This is a genomic window from Dendronalium phyllosphericum CENA369, assembly GCF_016056275.1.
GTDB lineage: Bacteria > Cyanobacteriota > Cyanobacteriia > Cyanobacteriales > Nostocaceae > Dendronalium > Dendronalium phyllosphericum.
Window position 1 is genome coordinate 13,466 of sequence record NZ_JAECZA010000056.1, and the last position, 15,615, is coordinate 29,080.

Sequence of the window (15,615 nt, forward strand, 5' to 3'; positions counted from 1 at the left end):
GGGGTGTCTTTGTGATTCAATGGAGTTCCAAGAGTCCAGACTCTACTGAACAAAATATTGTTGGGTCAAACCGCCTAAACGCAGTCAATAGTATCAATTCAAATAATGCCCTAGGATTGCAGAATTTAGAAGGTTATTCCTTGGGCTTGTCTAAAGAAAGCTTTTCGCCAGAACAGAAACAGGTAGAGCCTTGTTGGATCAAACCTGATATTAATTCTGGCTACAATTCGTTAATCTCTGGAACTCTACAAGCCAAAGGTTCTAAAGTGAACGGCTTTGATTCAGAACTGCCAAAAGTATTAGTGGTTGATGACCATACTGCTAGTCGAATGACTGCGGTTGCCCTTTTGTCTATGGAAGGGTATGAAGTGATTGAAGCAGACTGTGGTTCTACAGCTGTAGAACTAGTAATTCAAAAACAACCGGATCTGATTTTACTAGATGTGATGATGCCGGGAATGGATGGTTTTGAAGTCTGTCAGTTACTCAAACAAGACGAGCATACTCGGCTGATTCCAGTTATTTTTATTACAGCCTTAAATGACAGGCGATCGCGAATTCGGGGAATAGAAGTAGGAGCGGATGATTTTCTCACCAAACCGTTCGATCGCGTGGAACTGGCGGCGCGTGTTAAGTCCTTAGTCCGACAGAAATGTTTGAACGAAGATTTAGACCATACAGAAAAAGTATTGTTTTCTGTTGCTAGGGCAATTGAAAGTCGCGATCCCAATACTGGCGACCACTGCGAACGGCTGGTAAAACTAGGGCAAGCTTTTGGTGAATACCTAAATCTATCACGCCACCAAATTCGAGATTTGATGTGGGGCGGCTATCTTCACGATATTGGCAAGGTGGGCATTCCCGATGGGGTGTTACTAAAGCGCGGTCAACTCACCCCCCAAGATTGGGAAATCATGAAACAGCATGTTGTGATAGGAGAAAAAATCTGCCAACCACTACGCAGTATGCGGGGTGTAGTTCCGATTATTCGCCATCATCACGAGCGCTGGGATGGCTCAGGCTACCCCGATGGACTAAAAGGTGATGAGATTCCCTACTTAGCACAAGTGTTTCAAATAATTGATATTTTCGATGCGCTGACAAGCGAACGACCTTACAAAAGAGCTTTTACTTTAGAAGAAGCAGTGTCTGTCATGCTGGAGGAAACCGATTTAGGTTGGCGCAACCCCAAGCTAATGCAGCAGTTTGCAAGGTTTATCCAATCTTACCCAGAAAAAATATAAACGATGAAAGTTGAAGAATAAAGAACCAAAATTTTCCGCTTTATATATTTTATCTTTGACACTTCATCAGCTGGTATGATTTGAGCCTAAATCTGAAAGTACCAAGCGCAAAAGCGCAATTCACTGATAGCTGATAGCTAATTATGGTAGTTGTAGCAATTCTAGCGGCGGGACGCGGCACAAGGATGAAATCACACTTACCCAAGGTGTTACATTCATTGGGTGGGCGATCGCTAGTAGAAAGAGTTCTCGAAAGTGTAAAGCCGCTTTCGCCTTCACGACGGATAGCGATCGTCGGGTATCAGGGTGACGAAGTCAAAGCAGCCATGCAATCGCTCACCGATTTGGAGTTTGTGGAACAGACTGTACAATTAGGTACAGGTCATGCTATCCAGCAATTACTTCCCCATTTAGAGGGTTATACCGGGGATTTGCTGGTACTGAATGGTGATGTTCCCTTGTTACGTACCCAAACCCTCAAGCAACTATTGCAAACTCACGTCCAAAATCATAACGCCGCCACTATTCTCACCGCGCACTTGCCGGAACCCAAAGGCTATGGGCGCGTTTTCTGTAACGGTGAAAATATTGTGCAACAAATTGTTGAAGACAAGGATTGTACAACCGCTCAAAGACAAAATCGCCGCATCAATGCTGGAGTTTATTGCTTTCGTTGGCAAGATTTAGCCAAGGTTTTGCCCCACCTAGAGACAAACAATGCTCAAAAAGAATACTATCTTACAGATGCCGTTACCCAAGTTGGGCAAGTGATGGCAGTTGATGTCGAAGACTACCAAGAAATTCTGGGAATCAACGATCGCCTGCAATTAGCAACGGCATACGATATTTTACAAAGACGAATTAAGGAAAAATGGATGCTTGCGGGTGTAACTCTTATAGACCCCGACAGCATCACAATTGATGACAGTGTAGAACTGCATACAGATGTGATTATTGAACCCCAAACTCACTTGCGGGGGAACACTGTGATTCAAACAGGGAGTTGCATCGGGCCTGGAACTTTAATTGAAAATAGTCAATTAGGTGAAAAGGTGACAGTGCGGTATTCTGTGATTACAGATAGTATTGTGCAGGCGGGTAGCCGGATTGGCCCCTATGCCCATTTACGCAGTCACGCCCAGGTTGGTACTGGTTGTCGCGTAGGCAATTTTGTGGAATTGAAAAATACTAAATTGGGCGATCGCACGAATGTGGCACATTTGTCATATTTGGGCGATACCACTACGGGCAATCGGGTAAATATCGGTGCGGGCACAATTACTGCCAACTATGACGGCACAAACAAACATCCTACTAAGATAGGCGATCGCACTAGTACGGGTTCTAATACTGTTTTAGTTGCACCGATTGCTCTGGGAAATGATGTTTACGTGGCAGCAGGTTCCACACTAACAGAAGATGTCCCCGATGATTCTTTAGCAATTGCCCGCGAGCGTCAAGTGGTAAAACCAGGCTGGTTATCAAAAAGACGCTCAGAGCAAAATTCACAAGCAAAAAACTCTAGCTGACAGCTACACAAAGCCTACTTCTGTTTCTAAGGGTAATTCGAGAGTATCTCCGATGCTTTCGCCGTTGTGATAGGCGGCGAGTAAAACTTGACTAGTTTTGCCCCAAGCGATCGCTCCGGTTACGTCTAGGGCGATCGCTCCCAAATCTCGTTGGTTTTGGTGGGCTTCTGCAAATGAGCGTTGCATGGCATCTTTGAGAGACATACCGTCAGTAACGCGCACCACAATCCTTGGTGCTAGGCACTCATCAATTATGTCTTCGCCGATACCAGTGCAGCTTACACCTGCATGGTTAGTAGCATAATTACCTGCTGGCATAGCAGAATCACTGACTCGCCCAATCCGCTCGAAGCCTTTACCACCTGTAGATGTGCCAGCAGCTAAACTTCCGTAAGCATCTAAAGCTACCACGCCGATAGTACCGCGTCGGGAATTACTGCTTTCCACTAGTTCGGGTTCGGCTACCACACCAGCCATCGTGCTTTTAAAATTATCCTGACGCTCCTGTATCCACTCTTGCAACCGCAATTCAGTTAAAGCGTTGTAGCTAGGAAGTTGTAATTCTCGTGCCAACTCGGCAGAACCGAAATCTGACAGCACTCGGTCGGGTGAGTTTTGTAAAAATTGCGCTAACTCAATGGGATTTTTTACCCGCGAGACATTAATTATGCCACTAAAACGCCTTAACGTGCCATCCATTAAAGAGGCACTCATGCGGATTTGACCATCAGATTGCAACACCGAACCTGTCCCCGCATTAAAGCGTGGGTCATCTTCTAGCATTTGACACCCCTGTACCACTGCTACAGAGGCAGTTACGCCTGACAATAAAAGAGCATAGACTTCTTCTACTACTGTATGAAGCGATTGGCGCACCGCTTCCAAGCCTCCTTTACCGTGGAGAGAACTACCCGCTCCTCCATGAATAATTAATTTGGGTTGCACCTGTGACTTCATTTATCCTTTGCGCTATTTGCGTCTAAGTTGCGGTTGGTTCTTTTGGGGATGAGATATTGGGTATGAGAGATTGGGTATTGGGAAAGTTTTTCCCAGTCCCCAGTTCCTAGTTCCTAGTCCCTAGTCCCTGTAATTTCAGAACGGCGACGGCGACAACGTTCTGAGCAGTACTTCACTTCGTCCCAGCAATCTTGCCATTTCTTACGCCAAGTGAAGGGACGTTGACATACCGGACAGATTTTTGTCGGTAGGTCAGATTTAGAACGAGCGCGCCCCATATAAATACTTTGCAGATGAGAATTTGATTGTTGAGAGATGGAAAATAATTATAACCAGTTTGCAACAAAGGGAGGATACCTTTAGCAAATAAATGTCTTGTCAATCCTCCCATAGATTTATTCTTGAAAAGACAACACTTTAGGCATCCGCAAGCAAAGAAAAAGTCATAGTGCGACTACTACTCACCCGAAAAATCTCTGTTGAAAGCTCCCAAAGCGATGGGATATTTTTGATTGGAAGTCCCTTATGGTTTACTGACAATAGCGCTTGTGCCCTCAGTTCCATAGCGAGTTATTGCGGAGACAGCTGCACTTTCAACGCGATCGCCATTCAGTATATAAGAAGTTTGATTCGCAGGTAAGATACTTGTTGCCCACTTATCTCCCGTTTTAGTCTGCACAACCCATAACCAAACTTTTTGTTCGCCAGTAGGTTTCCAGTTGAGTTGAATTTTTTTGCCAGTAATATCTTTTTGAATACCCAAACTGGGTTTACCGGGTGGTGTATTATCTAACCAAGGTGATGCTGGCACTAAAGCAGGAGTGGTATAAACATTTTTGCTTAATAAGTCAGAAATACCGCCACGATTTTGCATCAGTGGTTTCATACTGTAATGAACATTGCCACCTGCCCCAGAGTAAGTCCGTGTAATTTGAATTTGAGAAAGTATCTCTTTAGCAGACCAAGCTGTAGGACTATTATTAGCTACGCGACTGGTAAACATTCCCGGCCAAATACTTCTACCTTTGGTATTTTGTTCTACCCACCAGTTCAGCAAAACGGGATAACTCTGTTGAGTCTGCTCAATCTTCCAATAAAGCTGTGGAGAAAGGTAATCTAACCAGCCATTCTCTAGCCATTTGCGCGAATCAGCGTATAGCTGTTCGTAAGCGTTAAAGCCGCGTGCATCGTTTTTATTTCCAAGCTGTTTTGGATAACCTGGTTGCCAAACACCAAAAGGGCTAATACCAACTTTTACCCAAGGTTTGGCGATTTTAATATTTTCATACAAGTGCTGTACAAATGTGTTGATATTTTCTCGCCGCCAGTCACTACGGCTATTTTTGCCACCGGAACGCAGATATGCTTGCCAACTCGGTTCGTCCGGGAAATCAATAGTACGATTCTGCCTATCCCGTTCTGGATAAGGATAAAAATAGTCGTCAATGTGAACGCCATCAATATCATATCGGTTGACAACATCCATAATCACTTTGAGTGAATAATCCCGAACAGCTTTTTCTCCTGGGTCTAGCCAGAGATACTTACCGTACCGCTTGACTAATTCTGGATGGGTTCTGCTGATGTGGTCAGGAGAAATTGTAGATTTGGCTTGGGGATAATGGGCGCGAAAAGGGTTAAACCAAGCGTGTAATTCTAAGCCTCGTTTATGCGCCTCTTCCACAGCAAAAGCTAAAGGGTCATAATTCGGTTCAGGTGCTTTGCCCATCTTGCCAGTTAAAAACTCTGACCAAGGTTCGTAGGGAGATGCATAAAATGCATCACAGGCAGTACGCACCTGCAAAATAACAGCGTTCAGTTTTAATTGAACTGCTCGGTCAAGCATCGCAATTAGTTCCGCCTTTTGCTTGGCAACAGGTAAACCTGGTTGTGACGGCCAATCAATGTTGGAGACTGTAGCAATCCAAGCACCTCGAAATTCTCTAGTAGGTGATGGAGGGATAACATTTTCTGGGTTGCGGGGAGAGTCTGCTTGGACAGAGGAATTGGCTAGAAGTAAAAATCCGCTGAGAACGATGGCTTTGATGTTCACGAATATTCTTGTAGTTAGCGTTGTGGGAGCAAGTGCGATTTCTGAAGACGACAAGCTACTCTTGAAGTTCCGAACTTTGTCAGAAGGAGAAGTAAGGACTTCATCAAAATAGCCAATCGTCAATCTGGGGAGGCTGGGGAAAAAGAATACGATAATGTCTTGGATAGAGAAATTGAATGCAGTTATTTTTGAAGTTCTCTAATAGTTGGTTGCTCAAAAGCTGGCTTTTATTTTCTTGCCATAGATTAAAATTTCTTTACTTTGTGATTTACTCTTTAGTACACCTAGTTAATTTTACTTAAAGTATTTAGTATATGTATCTACAATACAAATCAGGTTGGTTAATTACTAGTACATTTTTAATCAGCAAATGAACATTTAGTTGCTTTATATCTTTGCTATTAGATAAAGTTTATGAAAATTTATTATGACTTTGAAATTAAATTAAAACTAAAAAAGAAAAATGATTTAAGCCCATCTTACTAAGCAATATAGCTTTCGTATAAACGCATTTAAACATGCTTTTATTTGATTAAATAAAAAAATCAAAAAATATTGAGTTTTTCCATCCCATAAGTACATATATCGTTTAGTATAGTTTTTTAGTGTCTTAGCTCTAACTTAGGTTGTTAATGGAACCTAACTATAGAGGGATAAAACGAATAACATGCTGTTAGTAGCAAATCTTGACTTTGCTATATAAACTGCATCGAAGTATTAACGACTACAAGAAATTTAAAGTACTTATTTAATTCCTAGAGATTGAATTTTATCTTGCCCTGAAATATAGGTTTTTTTGCTCATGCTCGATGTATCTATTAAAAATTCTCAACTAAATCAGCAACTACTTAACACTATTGGCTGGAACATCGTTGAAACAGAGTTTAACCCGACAAAACTGCACCATCAAGAAACTATCTTCACTCTGAGCAATGGTTATTTAGGAACGCGGGGGACATTTGAGGAAGGATACCCTAATGATTCTGTGGCAACATTGATTCATGGTGTTTACGACGATGTAGAGATTGCTTATACCGAGCTTGTGAACTGTCCCAATTGGTTGCCGTTAGTGGTGACAGTGGCAGGCGAACGCTTTAGTATGGATAGTGGAGAGATTATTAATTACGAGCGGCGGTTGGACTTACGCTTAGGTATTGTTAGCCGTGATATCCGCTGGCTTTCTCCCAAAGGTCATACCTTAGATTTCCACTTTGAGCGTTTTACCAGTTTGGCAGATCGCCATGTCTTAGCAATCCGCTGTCAAATTACATCTATAAACTTTGAGGGTGATATTTCAGTCGAAGCTGGATTTGATGCTAAACCAGACACCCAAGGCGTGCAACATTGGCGAACGATAAATCAAGGAGGCATAGACCGGATTATCTGGCTGCAAAACCAAACTCTGCACTCAGGTATTCAACTGGGAATGGCAGCTAAGTTGGTGGTAGAAGGCGATGAGACTGCAACTATTCGTATAGACAATGTGACTGTTTCTCCCACCTTAACAACTAATTTCCAATTCTTTCCGGGAAAAACGGTGACAGTAGAAAAAATTGTTACTTTGTTTACGTCACGGGATGTAGAAATTCCGATCGCAGCAGCCATCCAGAGGCTAGCGGATGAACCCAGATACAGCACTCTACTAGCTGCCCACATTGCAGCATGGGAGCGAGTGTGGCAAGACAGTGACATTATTATTGAAGGCGATCGCCAAGCTCAGTTAAGCGTTCGTTACAATCTTTTCCAATTATTAGCTGTAGCACCGCGTCACGACAACCGAGTTAGCATCCCTCCCAAAACTCTCTCTGGTTTTGCCTATCGCGGACATATTTTTTGGGATACGGAAATTTTTATCCTTCCTTTCCTCACCTTCACACAACCAGCCCTAGCCCGGAACTTACTCGCCTACCGCTACAACTGCTTAAGCGCAGCAAGACGTAAAGCCCAAGAAGCAGGATATCAAGGAGCTATGTTTGCTTGGGAAAGTGCTAGCACTGGCGATGAAGTAACTCCTCGGTGGGTACCAGATCCCAATGGCAATTTAGTGAGAATTTGGTGCGGTGATATTGAAGTACATATTACAGTTGATGTCGCTTATGCAGTTTGGCACTACTGGCAAACCACTAAAGATGATGAGTGGATGCGAGATTATGGGGCAGAAATTTTCTTCGATACAGCTGTTTTTTGGGAAAGTCGAGTGCAGTGGAATCAAGAACGCCACAGCTACGACATTTTAGATGTGATTGGGCCTGATGAAAATCACGATCGCGTCAATAATAATGCCTTCACCAATTTAATGGTGCAGTGGCATTTACAATCTGCTTTAGCACTCTTCGACTGGATGCAGCAGGTTTATCCCGAAGCATTGGCACAACTGGCACAAAAACTTAACTTAACTCCAGAAAATTTGCATCAATGGACGCAAATTCAAGAGCGATTCTTTGTCAATCAAAATGCAAAAACTGGTTTAATTGAGCAGTTTGAAGGCTTTTTCCAGCTAGAAGATATCAACTTTGCTGATTACGAACCTCGGACTAAATCTTTGCAAGGGTTGCTGGGAATTGAAGCCACAAACCAAAAGCAGATTCTCAAACAGCCAGACGTTTTAATGCTTTTATATTTGCTGCGATCGCGTTACAACCAGCAAACTCTGGCTAGCAACTGGGACTATTACACCCAACGCACCGATCACACCTATGGTTCTTCACTAGGCCCGGCAATTCACGCTATATTAGCTTGCGACCTCAATCAACCAAACCAAGCTTACAATCACTTTCTGCGGGCCGCGTTAGTAGACTTGGAAGATGTCAGAAGTAACGCAGCTGAAGGAATTCACGCTGCAAGTGCAGGCGGAGTATGGCAGGCTGTAGTTTTTGGGTTTGCTGGTGTCCGTATGACTGAATTTGGCCCGATTGCTTGTCCTAATCTGCCCCATAATTGGAAGCGTCTCCAATTTCGCTTGCAATGGCATAACGAATGGTACGAGTTTGACTTGCAACAAGAAACAGAAATGGTTATGGGGAAGGAAGTTTCAGCTGTCAAGTTGATTGATAAGACGTAGAGACGCGATTAATCGCGTCTGTTATTAGGAGGCAGAAGTATGGATTCTTCCTCTGTGAATTTTGAATTTTGAATTGATTTGTCTCCCCCTGCTTCCCCTTGTCCTAATCAGGGGAAATTGCGCCTATATTGTTCGGTTCTACGACTGTCGCCAGTGCACAAATGACTATAACCTCGTATTAAGTAGGGAAATGCCCAATCTAAAAGCTCTTTAGTAGCTCTAAAATCAAGGGGTGAAAAGTTGTGTACGAATGGATATTGCCAAGTCTGAGTGAAGTTTTAGCAGAAAGTCAATCAACTGTGGCTGAATGTTCGCCAACTAAAGCAGAGCGGCAGTGGCGCATCAGTTTAGCAGCGACAGAAAATCTGCTGATCGACACTTTCGCAACTACTGCATCCGACACAAAGGGATTAGTATTAGCCGCTCCAGCACCCCTATTTAGTCAGCCAATATTGACACAAAGCTTACAGACAGTAACTTTTACAGCAAAGCCGTTTAATCCTTTGGCTCTGATGCCATTTCAGATGCCAGATGCGATCGCTATGCCAGATGAAGAGGTTACTCCTCATGAGTCGGTACTACCTTTATTACCTGCCGATCCGCTGGCGACGGAGCAGTTTTGCTTAGTTTTTACAGATAAATTTAGATTAGTACTGGTTTTAGCAGCACAAAAAAGCGGTAACAAAACATTTTCATTTTCTTTTGAACCAGAAATAGTCCAGCAAGCATGGCGATCGCTAGGAGCGCGCGTTATGCTGACTAATCCCGATTTATTCGCAGAATTGGATGCATTAGTAGAACAATACTCGCCAGTAGCACCAGATTATCGCACTGTAATTCAGTTTAGCCAGTTGTTGCTTCAGGAAGTAACTAAAGAAGAAGACATGGTGAAAGAGGACGCAGGGACATGCGGACGCGGTGAAGTCGAAACTTCTTTGTTTGCATCACCTCATCACCACCTGAGTGCATCTTCTTTCTCCCCGTCTTCTGAAGCTCCTTCTCGTCCTGATGTGGAATTGCTGCAAGCTTTTGCTCATGAAGTCCGCACTCCCCTGACAACGATTCGCACCATGACTCGCTTGCTATTAAAGCGACAAGACTTGCCTGCCAGTGCGATCGACCGTTTAAAGATTATCGACCATGAGTGTACCGAGCAAATCGACCGTATGGAGTTGCTGTTTAAGGCCGCAGAACTAGAAACTAGCGCATCGGTAAAATCTGCTAATACTCAACTAACGCCAATGTCTTTGGATCGAGTATTGCAGCAGAGTATTCCTCGCTGGCAACAAGCCGCTAATCGGCGTAACTTAACTTTGGATGTGGTATTACCTCAGCAACTGCCAACAGTGGTGAGTAATCCCAATATGCTGGATCGCGTGCTTACTGGCTTGATGGAGAATTTTACCCGCAGTTTACCTGCTGGCAGTTGCATCCAAGTCCAAGTTATTCCGGCTGGCGATCAACTAAAGTTACAATTATTGCCTCAACCGCAGTGTCAAGATGCAAACAAACCCATACCTGCAACGCCGCCAATCCGCAAAGCCCTTGGTCAATTGCTGATGTTCCAACCAGAAACAGGTACAATTAGCCTGAATATTGCAGCAACTAAACATTTATTTCAGGCGATTGGTGGCAAACTGATTGTGCGCCAGCGTCCAGAACACGGAGAAGTGATGACTATTTTCTTACCGTTAGAAGTTAGTGGTAAGCAAAAGTTAGGAGTTAGGAGTTAGTTTTACAAGCTATGTTTTCAAATCGAGTTTAATTTTCGTGTTGCTCAAGCAGTTTTGGGGGTTGGAAGATTTTATGAATTTAATCATAACCCCCAGTAACTAACGCTGCTAATGCGCGCATTCTTTATTGTTAATTTATATCATCAAAATTCTGCTGTTGACGGAAAAGGTTTGCGTTAAGGTTTATGTTACATCTTCTCCAACATCCTCTAAGTGAGATTCAGGAGGAGTATCTGTGCTTTCGATGTATTGGCTATCTAAAAGAAAGGCTCCTTTAGCAAAGCGGATACCCCAATATCCCCCAGGACGACGGTCAATAACTATACCTTCTTCGCCAAGGGAAATCACATCCGGGGGACGTAGCATAGGCATGGGATCTGCTGTTTTGACGTAGGGCGGTAGTACCACAACACGGACTTTACTACCAATGGCAAATTCTTTAGACATACTAAAAAAGCTAAGAGTTGTAAAAGGAGCTGGGGACTGGGGATTAGGGATTGGGTGTCAAATCGAAAAATTATGGTGGAGGCTTTGACCTACCACCAAATTTTAAAAAACTTTTTCCCAGTATCCAATACCGGAGCGGCGTTCCTCCCCCAAAACCCATAAATGTATAGTAGGGGACTCCTCGCTGCGACCAGTTGATAATTAATAACTCATAACTCATAACTCCTAACTTTTACTAGGGGGTTTGCCCAATTTTATATTTGTAATCTTGTTGCAGAAAAGGGAAAGGGAAAGGAGATAGAATCTTGTCTCCTTTCCCATCTTCTGCAAGAAGTCTATTAACTCTCGACTATGGAAAACAACGCTCTTACGTCATTTGGTCGTGTTTATTTCAATAAATAGAAATATCCTTTCAAATGGTTATATTCTCAGCGTTAGACTTTAATGCCATATTTTGATGTTGGGTTAGGGATTGCTTTGTTGGCGTTGTTGATGGCGCTGTCTCGCATTCTCATGGAATTGCTTGAGTTTTGCCTGCTGTTCGGGAGTCAATACTGCTTCCATCTGTTTTTTCGATGATTCGCGAATTTGTCGTATTTGGTCTTTCTGTGTTTGACTCAAATTTAAGTCAGCAAAAAAGTTCTTCCGATCGCCTTGGCCTCGCTGTGGACGCTCACCTGCTTGTCGTTGAGCTCGACGCGCTTCCATTGCAGCCTTGATTTTTGCTTTTTGCTCTGGGGTGAAAACTGCTTCTATTTGGGTGCGGCTGTCACGTTGAATTTGCTGAATTTGCGCTTTTTGTGCATCTGTTAGTCCTAAGCTTTGCCAAGGGCCTTTTCTTTCTTTTTTCGGTGTCTGTGTTTGTGCGAGTAGCAGTGGTGAAGAAGAGGCTGTTCCTGCTTGAACGGCAAAGGAGGTTGCTGTCAATGTTAAGGCGATCGCTCCAGCTATCAATGATAATGTTTTGAGTTTCATTTCTTACCTTGTGGTTTGTTCCTAGTTGGATGTCACCATCATAGAAATTTAATTTTGTAGATACATGAGGAGAAAGTCATGGTTGTATCCATGACTAAAGTCATGATTCAGTCTCGGCAAATATGATTGATAATTATGAAAGGGCACATAGCTTTGTACCCATAAATAGTTAGGGGCTTAAACAGTTTTATTATTAATTACCTAACATTTTTATATCGCAATTATTACTAATTCCTAATTCAGCACTAATAACTCTTAACTCCTAATTGGAGCGAAGCAACTTATGAGTCGTTCAATTAAAATTAAGAATCATCCTTTTCCATCTTTGCTTTATTTGGAATGGATATTACTGGCGATCGCTGTATTGCCAATAATTCTATCATCACCATCCCCGCATTTTCGTCCTAAACCTCCAGAACTGTCAATTTGCAGTATATTTCCCGATTTGTCTATTTGCGGTGTATTTCCAGAACTAGCAATTTATAGTTTGATTATTTTTACATTAATGGGTTTTCGATTACCTACTAATAATAAAATCACAAAGATCATCTATACTGCTAGTGAAATTGTATTAATTTTAATAGCTGGATTTTTTGGGGGGAGATTTGGCCGTCCTTTCCCTTTTCTTTATATCATCTTAGTTGCCCGGAGTTGCTTAATTTTTAATTTTTCTGGGCGTTTAGTAGTTACAAGTATATCGTTTATATTATCGCTTTTGACTACACAAATTAAATACCAATTATTCAATTATCAAGGTTTACCACAACAGGGAGAACGCTTTCGATTTTTGAGCTTGAACTGGTCGCTAACATTTGGCTTAAGTTTAGTATTTGTGTTGTTGATGATGAATGCTGTCTTATCTGAAAGACAGAGTCGAGAAAAGCTAGCCGTTGCTAACGAAAAACTTCGTCAATATGCTATGAGAATAGAAAATCAAGCTACCTTAGAAGAACGTAATCGCATTGCGCGGGAAATTCATGATTCATTAGGACATTCTCTAACTGCTTTAAATTTACAATTAGAAACTGCTTTAAAATTATGGCAATCTAATCCAGGGAAGGCTCAAACATTTTTATCTAGAGCTAAGGAGCTTGGGTCTAATGCACTAAAAGATGTTCGTCAATCTGTTTCTACTATGCGCTCTCATCCATTGGAAGAACAATCTTTAGAACAGGCAATTACGATTCTTTTAGAAGATTTTTATCGTTCCACAGGAATTTTACCAATTTCTACTTTTCAAATCGACTATACACTGCCAATAGAAATTAGCACTGCTGTCTACCGAATTATTCAAGAATCCTTGACAAATATCTCTAAACATTCACATAGCACAGAGGTGAAATTAGAATTGATAACGATAAAAGGTAGTTTATGGTTGATGGTTCAAGATAATGGTAGAGGTTTTGATTTAAGACAAAATACCACTGGATTTGGTTTACAAAGTATGCGCGATCGCGCTTTAGCATTAGGGGGTGAAATGAATATTAATAGCACTCCTGGTTCTGGTTGCCAAATTATAGTTGATATTCCTTTACCAAGGTTTACATCATGATTAAAGTGTTACTTGTAGACGACCAAAGTTTAATTCGTCAAGGATTAAAAGCATTATTAGAACTAGAAACAGATTTAGAAATTGTCGGAGAGGCAGAAAATGGCGAAGAGGCAGTTAATTTAGTAGCAAAATTACAGCCAGATGTCATATTAATGGATATTAGAATGCCTATAATGGATGGAGTTGCAGCCACGCGAGAAATTCAAAAGCGTTTTGTAGGAATTAAGGTTTTAGTGCTGACGACTTTTGACAATGATGAATATGTTACAGCCGCATTGCAAAATGGGGCAATGGGTTACTTACTTAAAGATACGCCATCAGAAGAGTTAGCGGTTGCTATTCGCGCAGTCTACAAAGGATATACTCAACTAGGCCCCGGAATAGTAAAAAAACTTTTGACTCAATTTCCCGCAAGTACGCCTACTCAGTCACCACCTATTCCCCCGAATTTAGCTGAACTCACTCCTAGAGAAAAAGAAGTTTTACAATTAATCGCAACAGGTGCGAGTAACCGAGAAATTGCCCAGCAACTCTATATCTCTGAAGGGACAGTGAAGAACCATGTCACTAATATTTTAAACAGATTAAATTTACGCGATCGCACCCAAGCTGCAATTATCGCAAACACTTTTTTGTCTTATTTGAATCAGCCTAGCTAAAAGCCCAAATTATACATATTTTATGTCTGTCTCAGAGCAGAAATTACTTGTGCAGTCATGTCTTTTCCACCTCTCAAGTTAGTAAAAAGACATTGAATTGTATATATTATCCCCCAAGGTATACCCCACCAACCAAAAAATAAGGAAATAAATATAAATGGTAAGCTTTTTAGGAGGCTACTTTCGTTTGCTTTAATAAAGTAGATATCAGAACTGCGTTTAAAGCTTAAAATTATTAGAGAAAAACAGTAAATAAAAGTTACAAATTTAGCACCATTTGCTATTTCTTTATTCACTTGTTCTACAATCATTTCCTCTAAACCATTGATTCGTGACATGTTTCACTCACTTGCGCTTAAATACCCCTCTTCTGTCACTTTCCGTAATAAGCAAGTAGTAAATAAATGAAATCATCCAGAAACATAACAAGGTTTAAATTGATTCATGGCAGCAATTAAATGATTGAATCCCAGTAACAACTGTGAATTAGGGAAAATATCTAGCCAGGGATAAATCAACCAAAATAGTAATAGTGGTTGAACAATAAGACGCAGATTATTTAAAACATTCTTCCATCCACATTCATGATTCCATTGTTGATGATTAGAAAAATCGACATTACTAGTCTCTTGTCTCTCAACCTCAATTTTACGAGATTTATTTAAGCTTAAAAAGGCTGGAGAGTTTAAACTAATCATTGTCTAAACACAAAAAATAATTTCCCACCATCTCTCAATATGTTGAAAATTTGTGAACCGATAATCTGTCCAGCCTAGTTCCTGTTTACATTGCCGAAAACCATATTCTACCCAAGTTCTTAATCCATACAGATCACCTAAAATCTTCTTCAGGTTCCCTTGAAGATTTGTCATTACGAAAGAAGTAGAATTCTCTGGCATGGTTTCTGGGTCGGTAGTTATTTCCCAGTAACTTATGGCTCTCTTTTTACCATAAATTATTTCCCTAATGTATCTAGTTTCTGATTTTTGGTTGCTAAATGTTCTCTCAAACTTACACCATTTATTCGCCCTAACGCTCTGCCCTGAAGGAAGCCAGACTCCGTGATTAGTTCTAATTGCTACTACATAGGCTAAGTTATATTCACCCAGTTTTCTTAGAAATTGGCTACTTTCACCCTTCGGGTTCGCAGTCGCTTCAAGTCGGCAAAGCCGCCCAACGCGCTGCTCACCATATAAACTATCTGCCAGTACCAGTTCAATCTGAAAGCCCTCTTCAATTAGCTCTGTAATAATTTCTGACGCTAATTCTATTTTGGTTTTATATTTATCTCCTTCTTTTAGTGTTCCTTTTGGTTTGAATACTTTTACCATTAATGGAAAGGTTATATTCGAGTAAACTCCATAGGCATTGACTGAAACTATTCCATTATCGATTTTTCCTACAC

General features: G+C 41.5%; 13 protein-coding genes and 1 pseudogene. 6 read left to right on the forward strand and 8 right to left on the reverse strand.

Going from position 1 to position 15,615, the window contains the following annotated elements; translation table 11 throughout:
• Positions 1–11: 11 nt before the first annotated feature.
• Positions 12–1,244, forward strand: coding sequence for a response regulator (locus I8752_RS13995; RefSeq protein WP_214432928.1), 1,233 nt, complete (start codon positions 12–14; stop codon positions 1,242–1,244).
• A gap of 143 nt (positions 1,245–1,387) precedes the next feature.
• Positions 1,388–2,773: a bifunctional UDP-N-acetylglucosamine diphosphorylase/glucosamine-1-phosphate N-acetyltransferase GlmU gene (glmU, locus tag I8752_RS14000; protein ID WP_214432929.1), complete on the forward strand. Its 1,386-nt coding sequence runs from the start codon at positions 1,388–1,390 to the stop codon at positions 2,771–2,773.
• A 3-nt stretch (positions 2,774–2,776) separates the two neighbouring features.
• Here glmU and I8752_RS14005 read toward each other — a convergent pair whose 3' ends face one another.
• The 3 genes from I8752_RS14005 to I8752_RS14015 all read right to left on the reverse strand — a co-directional run bounded on the left by I8752_RS14005 (position 2,777) and on the right by I8752_RS14015 (position 5,783).
• Complete coding sequence (locus I8752_RS14005; protein ID WP_214432930.1) at positions 2,777–3,730, reverse strand: isoaspartyl peptidase/L-asparaginase; 954 nt, start codon at positions 3,728–3,730, stop codon at positions 2,777–2,779.
• Positions 3,731–3,843: 113 nt separating this feature from the next.
• Entirely contained in the window at positions 3,844–4,008 is a 165-nt protein-coding gene (locus I8752_RS14010) for a DUF2256 domain-containing protein (protein ID WP_214432931.1), read from the reverse strand.
• A gap of 245 nt (positions 4,009–4,253) precedes the next feature.
• Positions 4,254–5,783: a glycoside hydrolase family 10 protein gene (locus I8752_RS14015; protein WP_214432932.1), complete on the reverse strand. Its 1,530-nt coding sequence runs from the start codon at positions 5,781–5,783 to the stop codon at positions 4,254–4,256.
• A gap of 802 nt (positions 5,784–6,585) precedes the next feature.
• On the opposite strand from I8752_RS14015, the gene I8752_RS14020 reads away from it, so the two are divergent.
• Together I8752_RS14020 and I8752_RS14025 are read left to right on the forward strand one after the other, a co-directional pair.
• On the forward strand, positions 6,586–8,844 hold the full coding sequence (locus I8752_RS14020; protein WP_214432933.1) for a glycoside hydrolase family 65 protein: 2,259 nt from the start codon (positions 6,586–6,588) through the stop codon (positions 8,842–8,844).
• Positions 8,845–9,086: 242 nt separating this feature from the next.
• On the forward strand, positions 9,087–10,577 hold the full coding sequence (locus I8752_RS14025; RefSeq protein ID WP_214432934.1) for a sensor histidine kinase: 1,491 nt from the start codon (positions 9,087–9,089) through the stop codon (positions 10,575–10,577).
• A 183-nt stretch (positions 10,578–10,760) separates the two neighbouring features.
• Here the strand turns inward: I8752_RS14025 and sipA are convergent, their stop codons facing one another.
• The 3 genes from sipA to I8752_RS14040 form a co-directional block, all read right to left on the reverse strand.
• Positions 10,761–11,024, reverse strand: a complete 264-nt coding sequence (gene sipA, locus I8752_RS14030; RefSeq protein ID WP_214432935.1) for a regulatory protein SipA — start codon at positions 11,022–11,024, stop codon at positions 10,761–10,763.
• A 70-nt stretch (positions 11,025–11,094) separates the two neighbouring features.
• Positions 11,095–11,244, reverse strand: coding sequence for a hypothetical protein (locus tag I8752_RS14035; protein ID WP_214432936.1), 150 nt, complete (start codon positions 11,242–11,244; stop codon positions 11,095–11,097).
• 245 nt (positions 11,245–11,489) lie between these two features.
• On the reverse strand, positions 11,490–11,999 hold the full coding sequence (locus I8752_RS14040; RefSeq protein WP_214432937.1) for a P pilus assembly/Cpx signaling pathway, periplasmic inhibitor/zinc-resistance associated protein: 510 nt from the start codon (positions 11,997–11,999) through the stop codon (positions 11,490–11,492).
• A 283-nt stretch (positions 12,000–12,282) separates the two neighbouring features.
• Here I8752_RS14040 and I8752_RS14045 point away from each other — a divergent pair, with 283 nt between their 5' ends.
• Positions 12,283–13,551, forward strand: a complete 1,269-nt coding sequence (locus I8752_RS14045; RefSeq protein WP_214432938.1) for a sensor histidine kinase — start codon at positions 12,283–12,285, stop codon at positions 13,549–13,551.
• Positions 13,548–14,210 carry a response regulator gene (locus I8752_RS14050; RefSeq protein ID WP_214432939.1) on the forward strand — a complete coding sequence of 221 codons (663 nt, stop codon included), beginning with the start codon at positions 13,548–13,550 and terminating at the stop codon, positions 14,208–14,210. Before I8752_RS14045 ends, I8752_RS14050 begins: the two co-directional genes overlap by 4 nt.
• Positions 14,211–14,230: 20 nt before the next feature.
• Here I8752_RS14050 and I8752_RS14055 read toward each other — a convergent pair whose 3' ends face one another.
• Positions 14,231–14,548 carry a hypothetical protein gene (locus I8752_RS14055; protein ID WP_214432940.1) on the reverse strand — a complete coding sequence of 106 codons (318 nt, stop codon included), beginning with the start codon at positions 14,546–14,548 and terminating at the stop codon, positions 14,231–14,233.
• 72 nt (positions 14,549–14,620) lie between these two features.
• A pseudogene (locus I8752_RS14060) lies at positions 14,621–15,615 on the reverse strand (transposase); the annotation flags it as partial.

Bases quoted from the DNA above. Each gene is read 5' to 3' on its own strand.
- I8752_RS14050 (WP_214432939.1), top strand. From the start codon at position 13,548: ATGATTAAAGTGTTACTTGTAGACGACCAAAGTTTAATTCGTCAAGGA.
- I8752_RS14040 (WP_214432937.1), bottom strand. From the start codon at position 11,999: ATGAAACTCAAAACATTATCATTGATAGCTGGAGCGATCGCCTTAACA.
- I8752_RS14035 (WP_214432936.1), bottom strand. From the start codon at position 11,244: ATGAGTTATGAGTTATTAATTATCAACTGGTCGCAGCGAGGAGTCCCC.
- glmU (WP_214432929.1), top strand. From the start codon at position 1,388: ATGGTAGTTGTAGCAATTCTAGCGGCGGGACGCGGCACAAGGATGAAA.
- I8752_RS14010 (WP_214432931.1), bottom strand. From the start codon at position 4,008: ATGGGGCGCGCTCGTTCTAAATCTGACCTACCGACAAAAATCTGTCCG.
- I8752_RS14045 (WP_214432938.1), top strand. From the start codon at position 12,283: ATGAGTCGTTCAATTAAAATTAAGAATCATCCTTTTCCATCTTTGCTT.
- sipA (WP_214432935.1), bottom strand. From the start codon at position 11,024: ATGTCTAAAGAATTTGCCATTGGTAGTAAAGTCCGTGTTGTGGTACTA.
- I8752_RS14020 (WP_214432933.1), top strand. From the start codon at position 6,586: ATGCTCGATGTATCTATTAAAAATTCTCAACTAAATCAGCAACTACTT.
- I8752_RS14055 (WP_214432940.1), bottom strand. From the start codon at position 14,548: ATGTCACGAATCAATGGTTTAGAGGAAATGATTGTAGAACAAGTGAAT.
- I8752_RS14005 (WP_214432930.1), bottom strand. From the start codon at position 3,730: ATGAAGTCACAGGTGCAACCCAAATTAATTATTCATGGAGGAGCGGGT.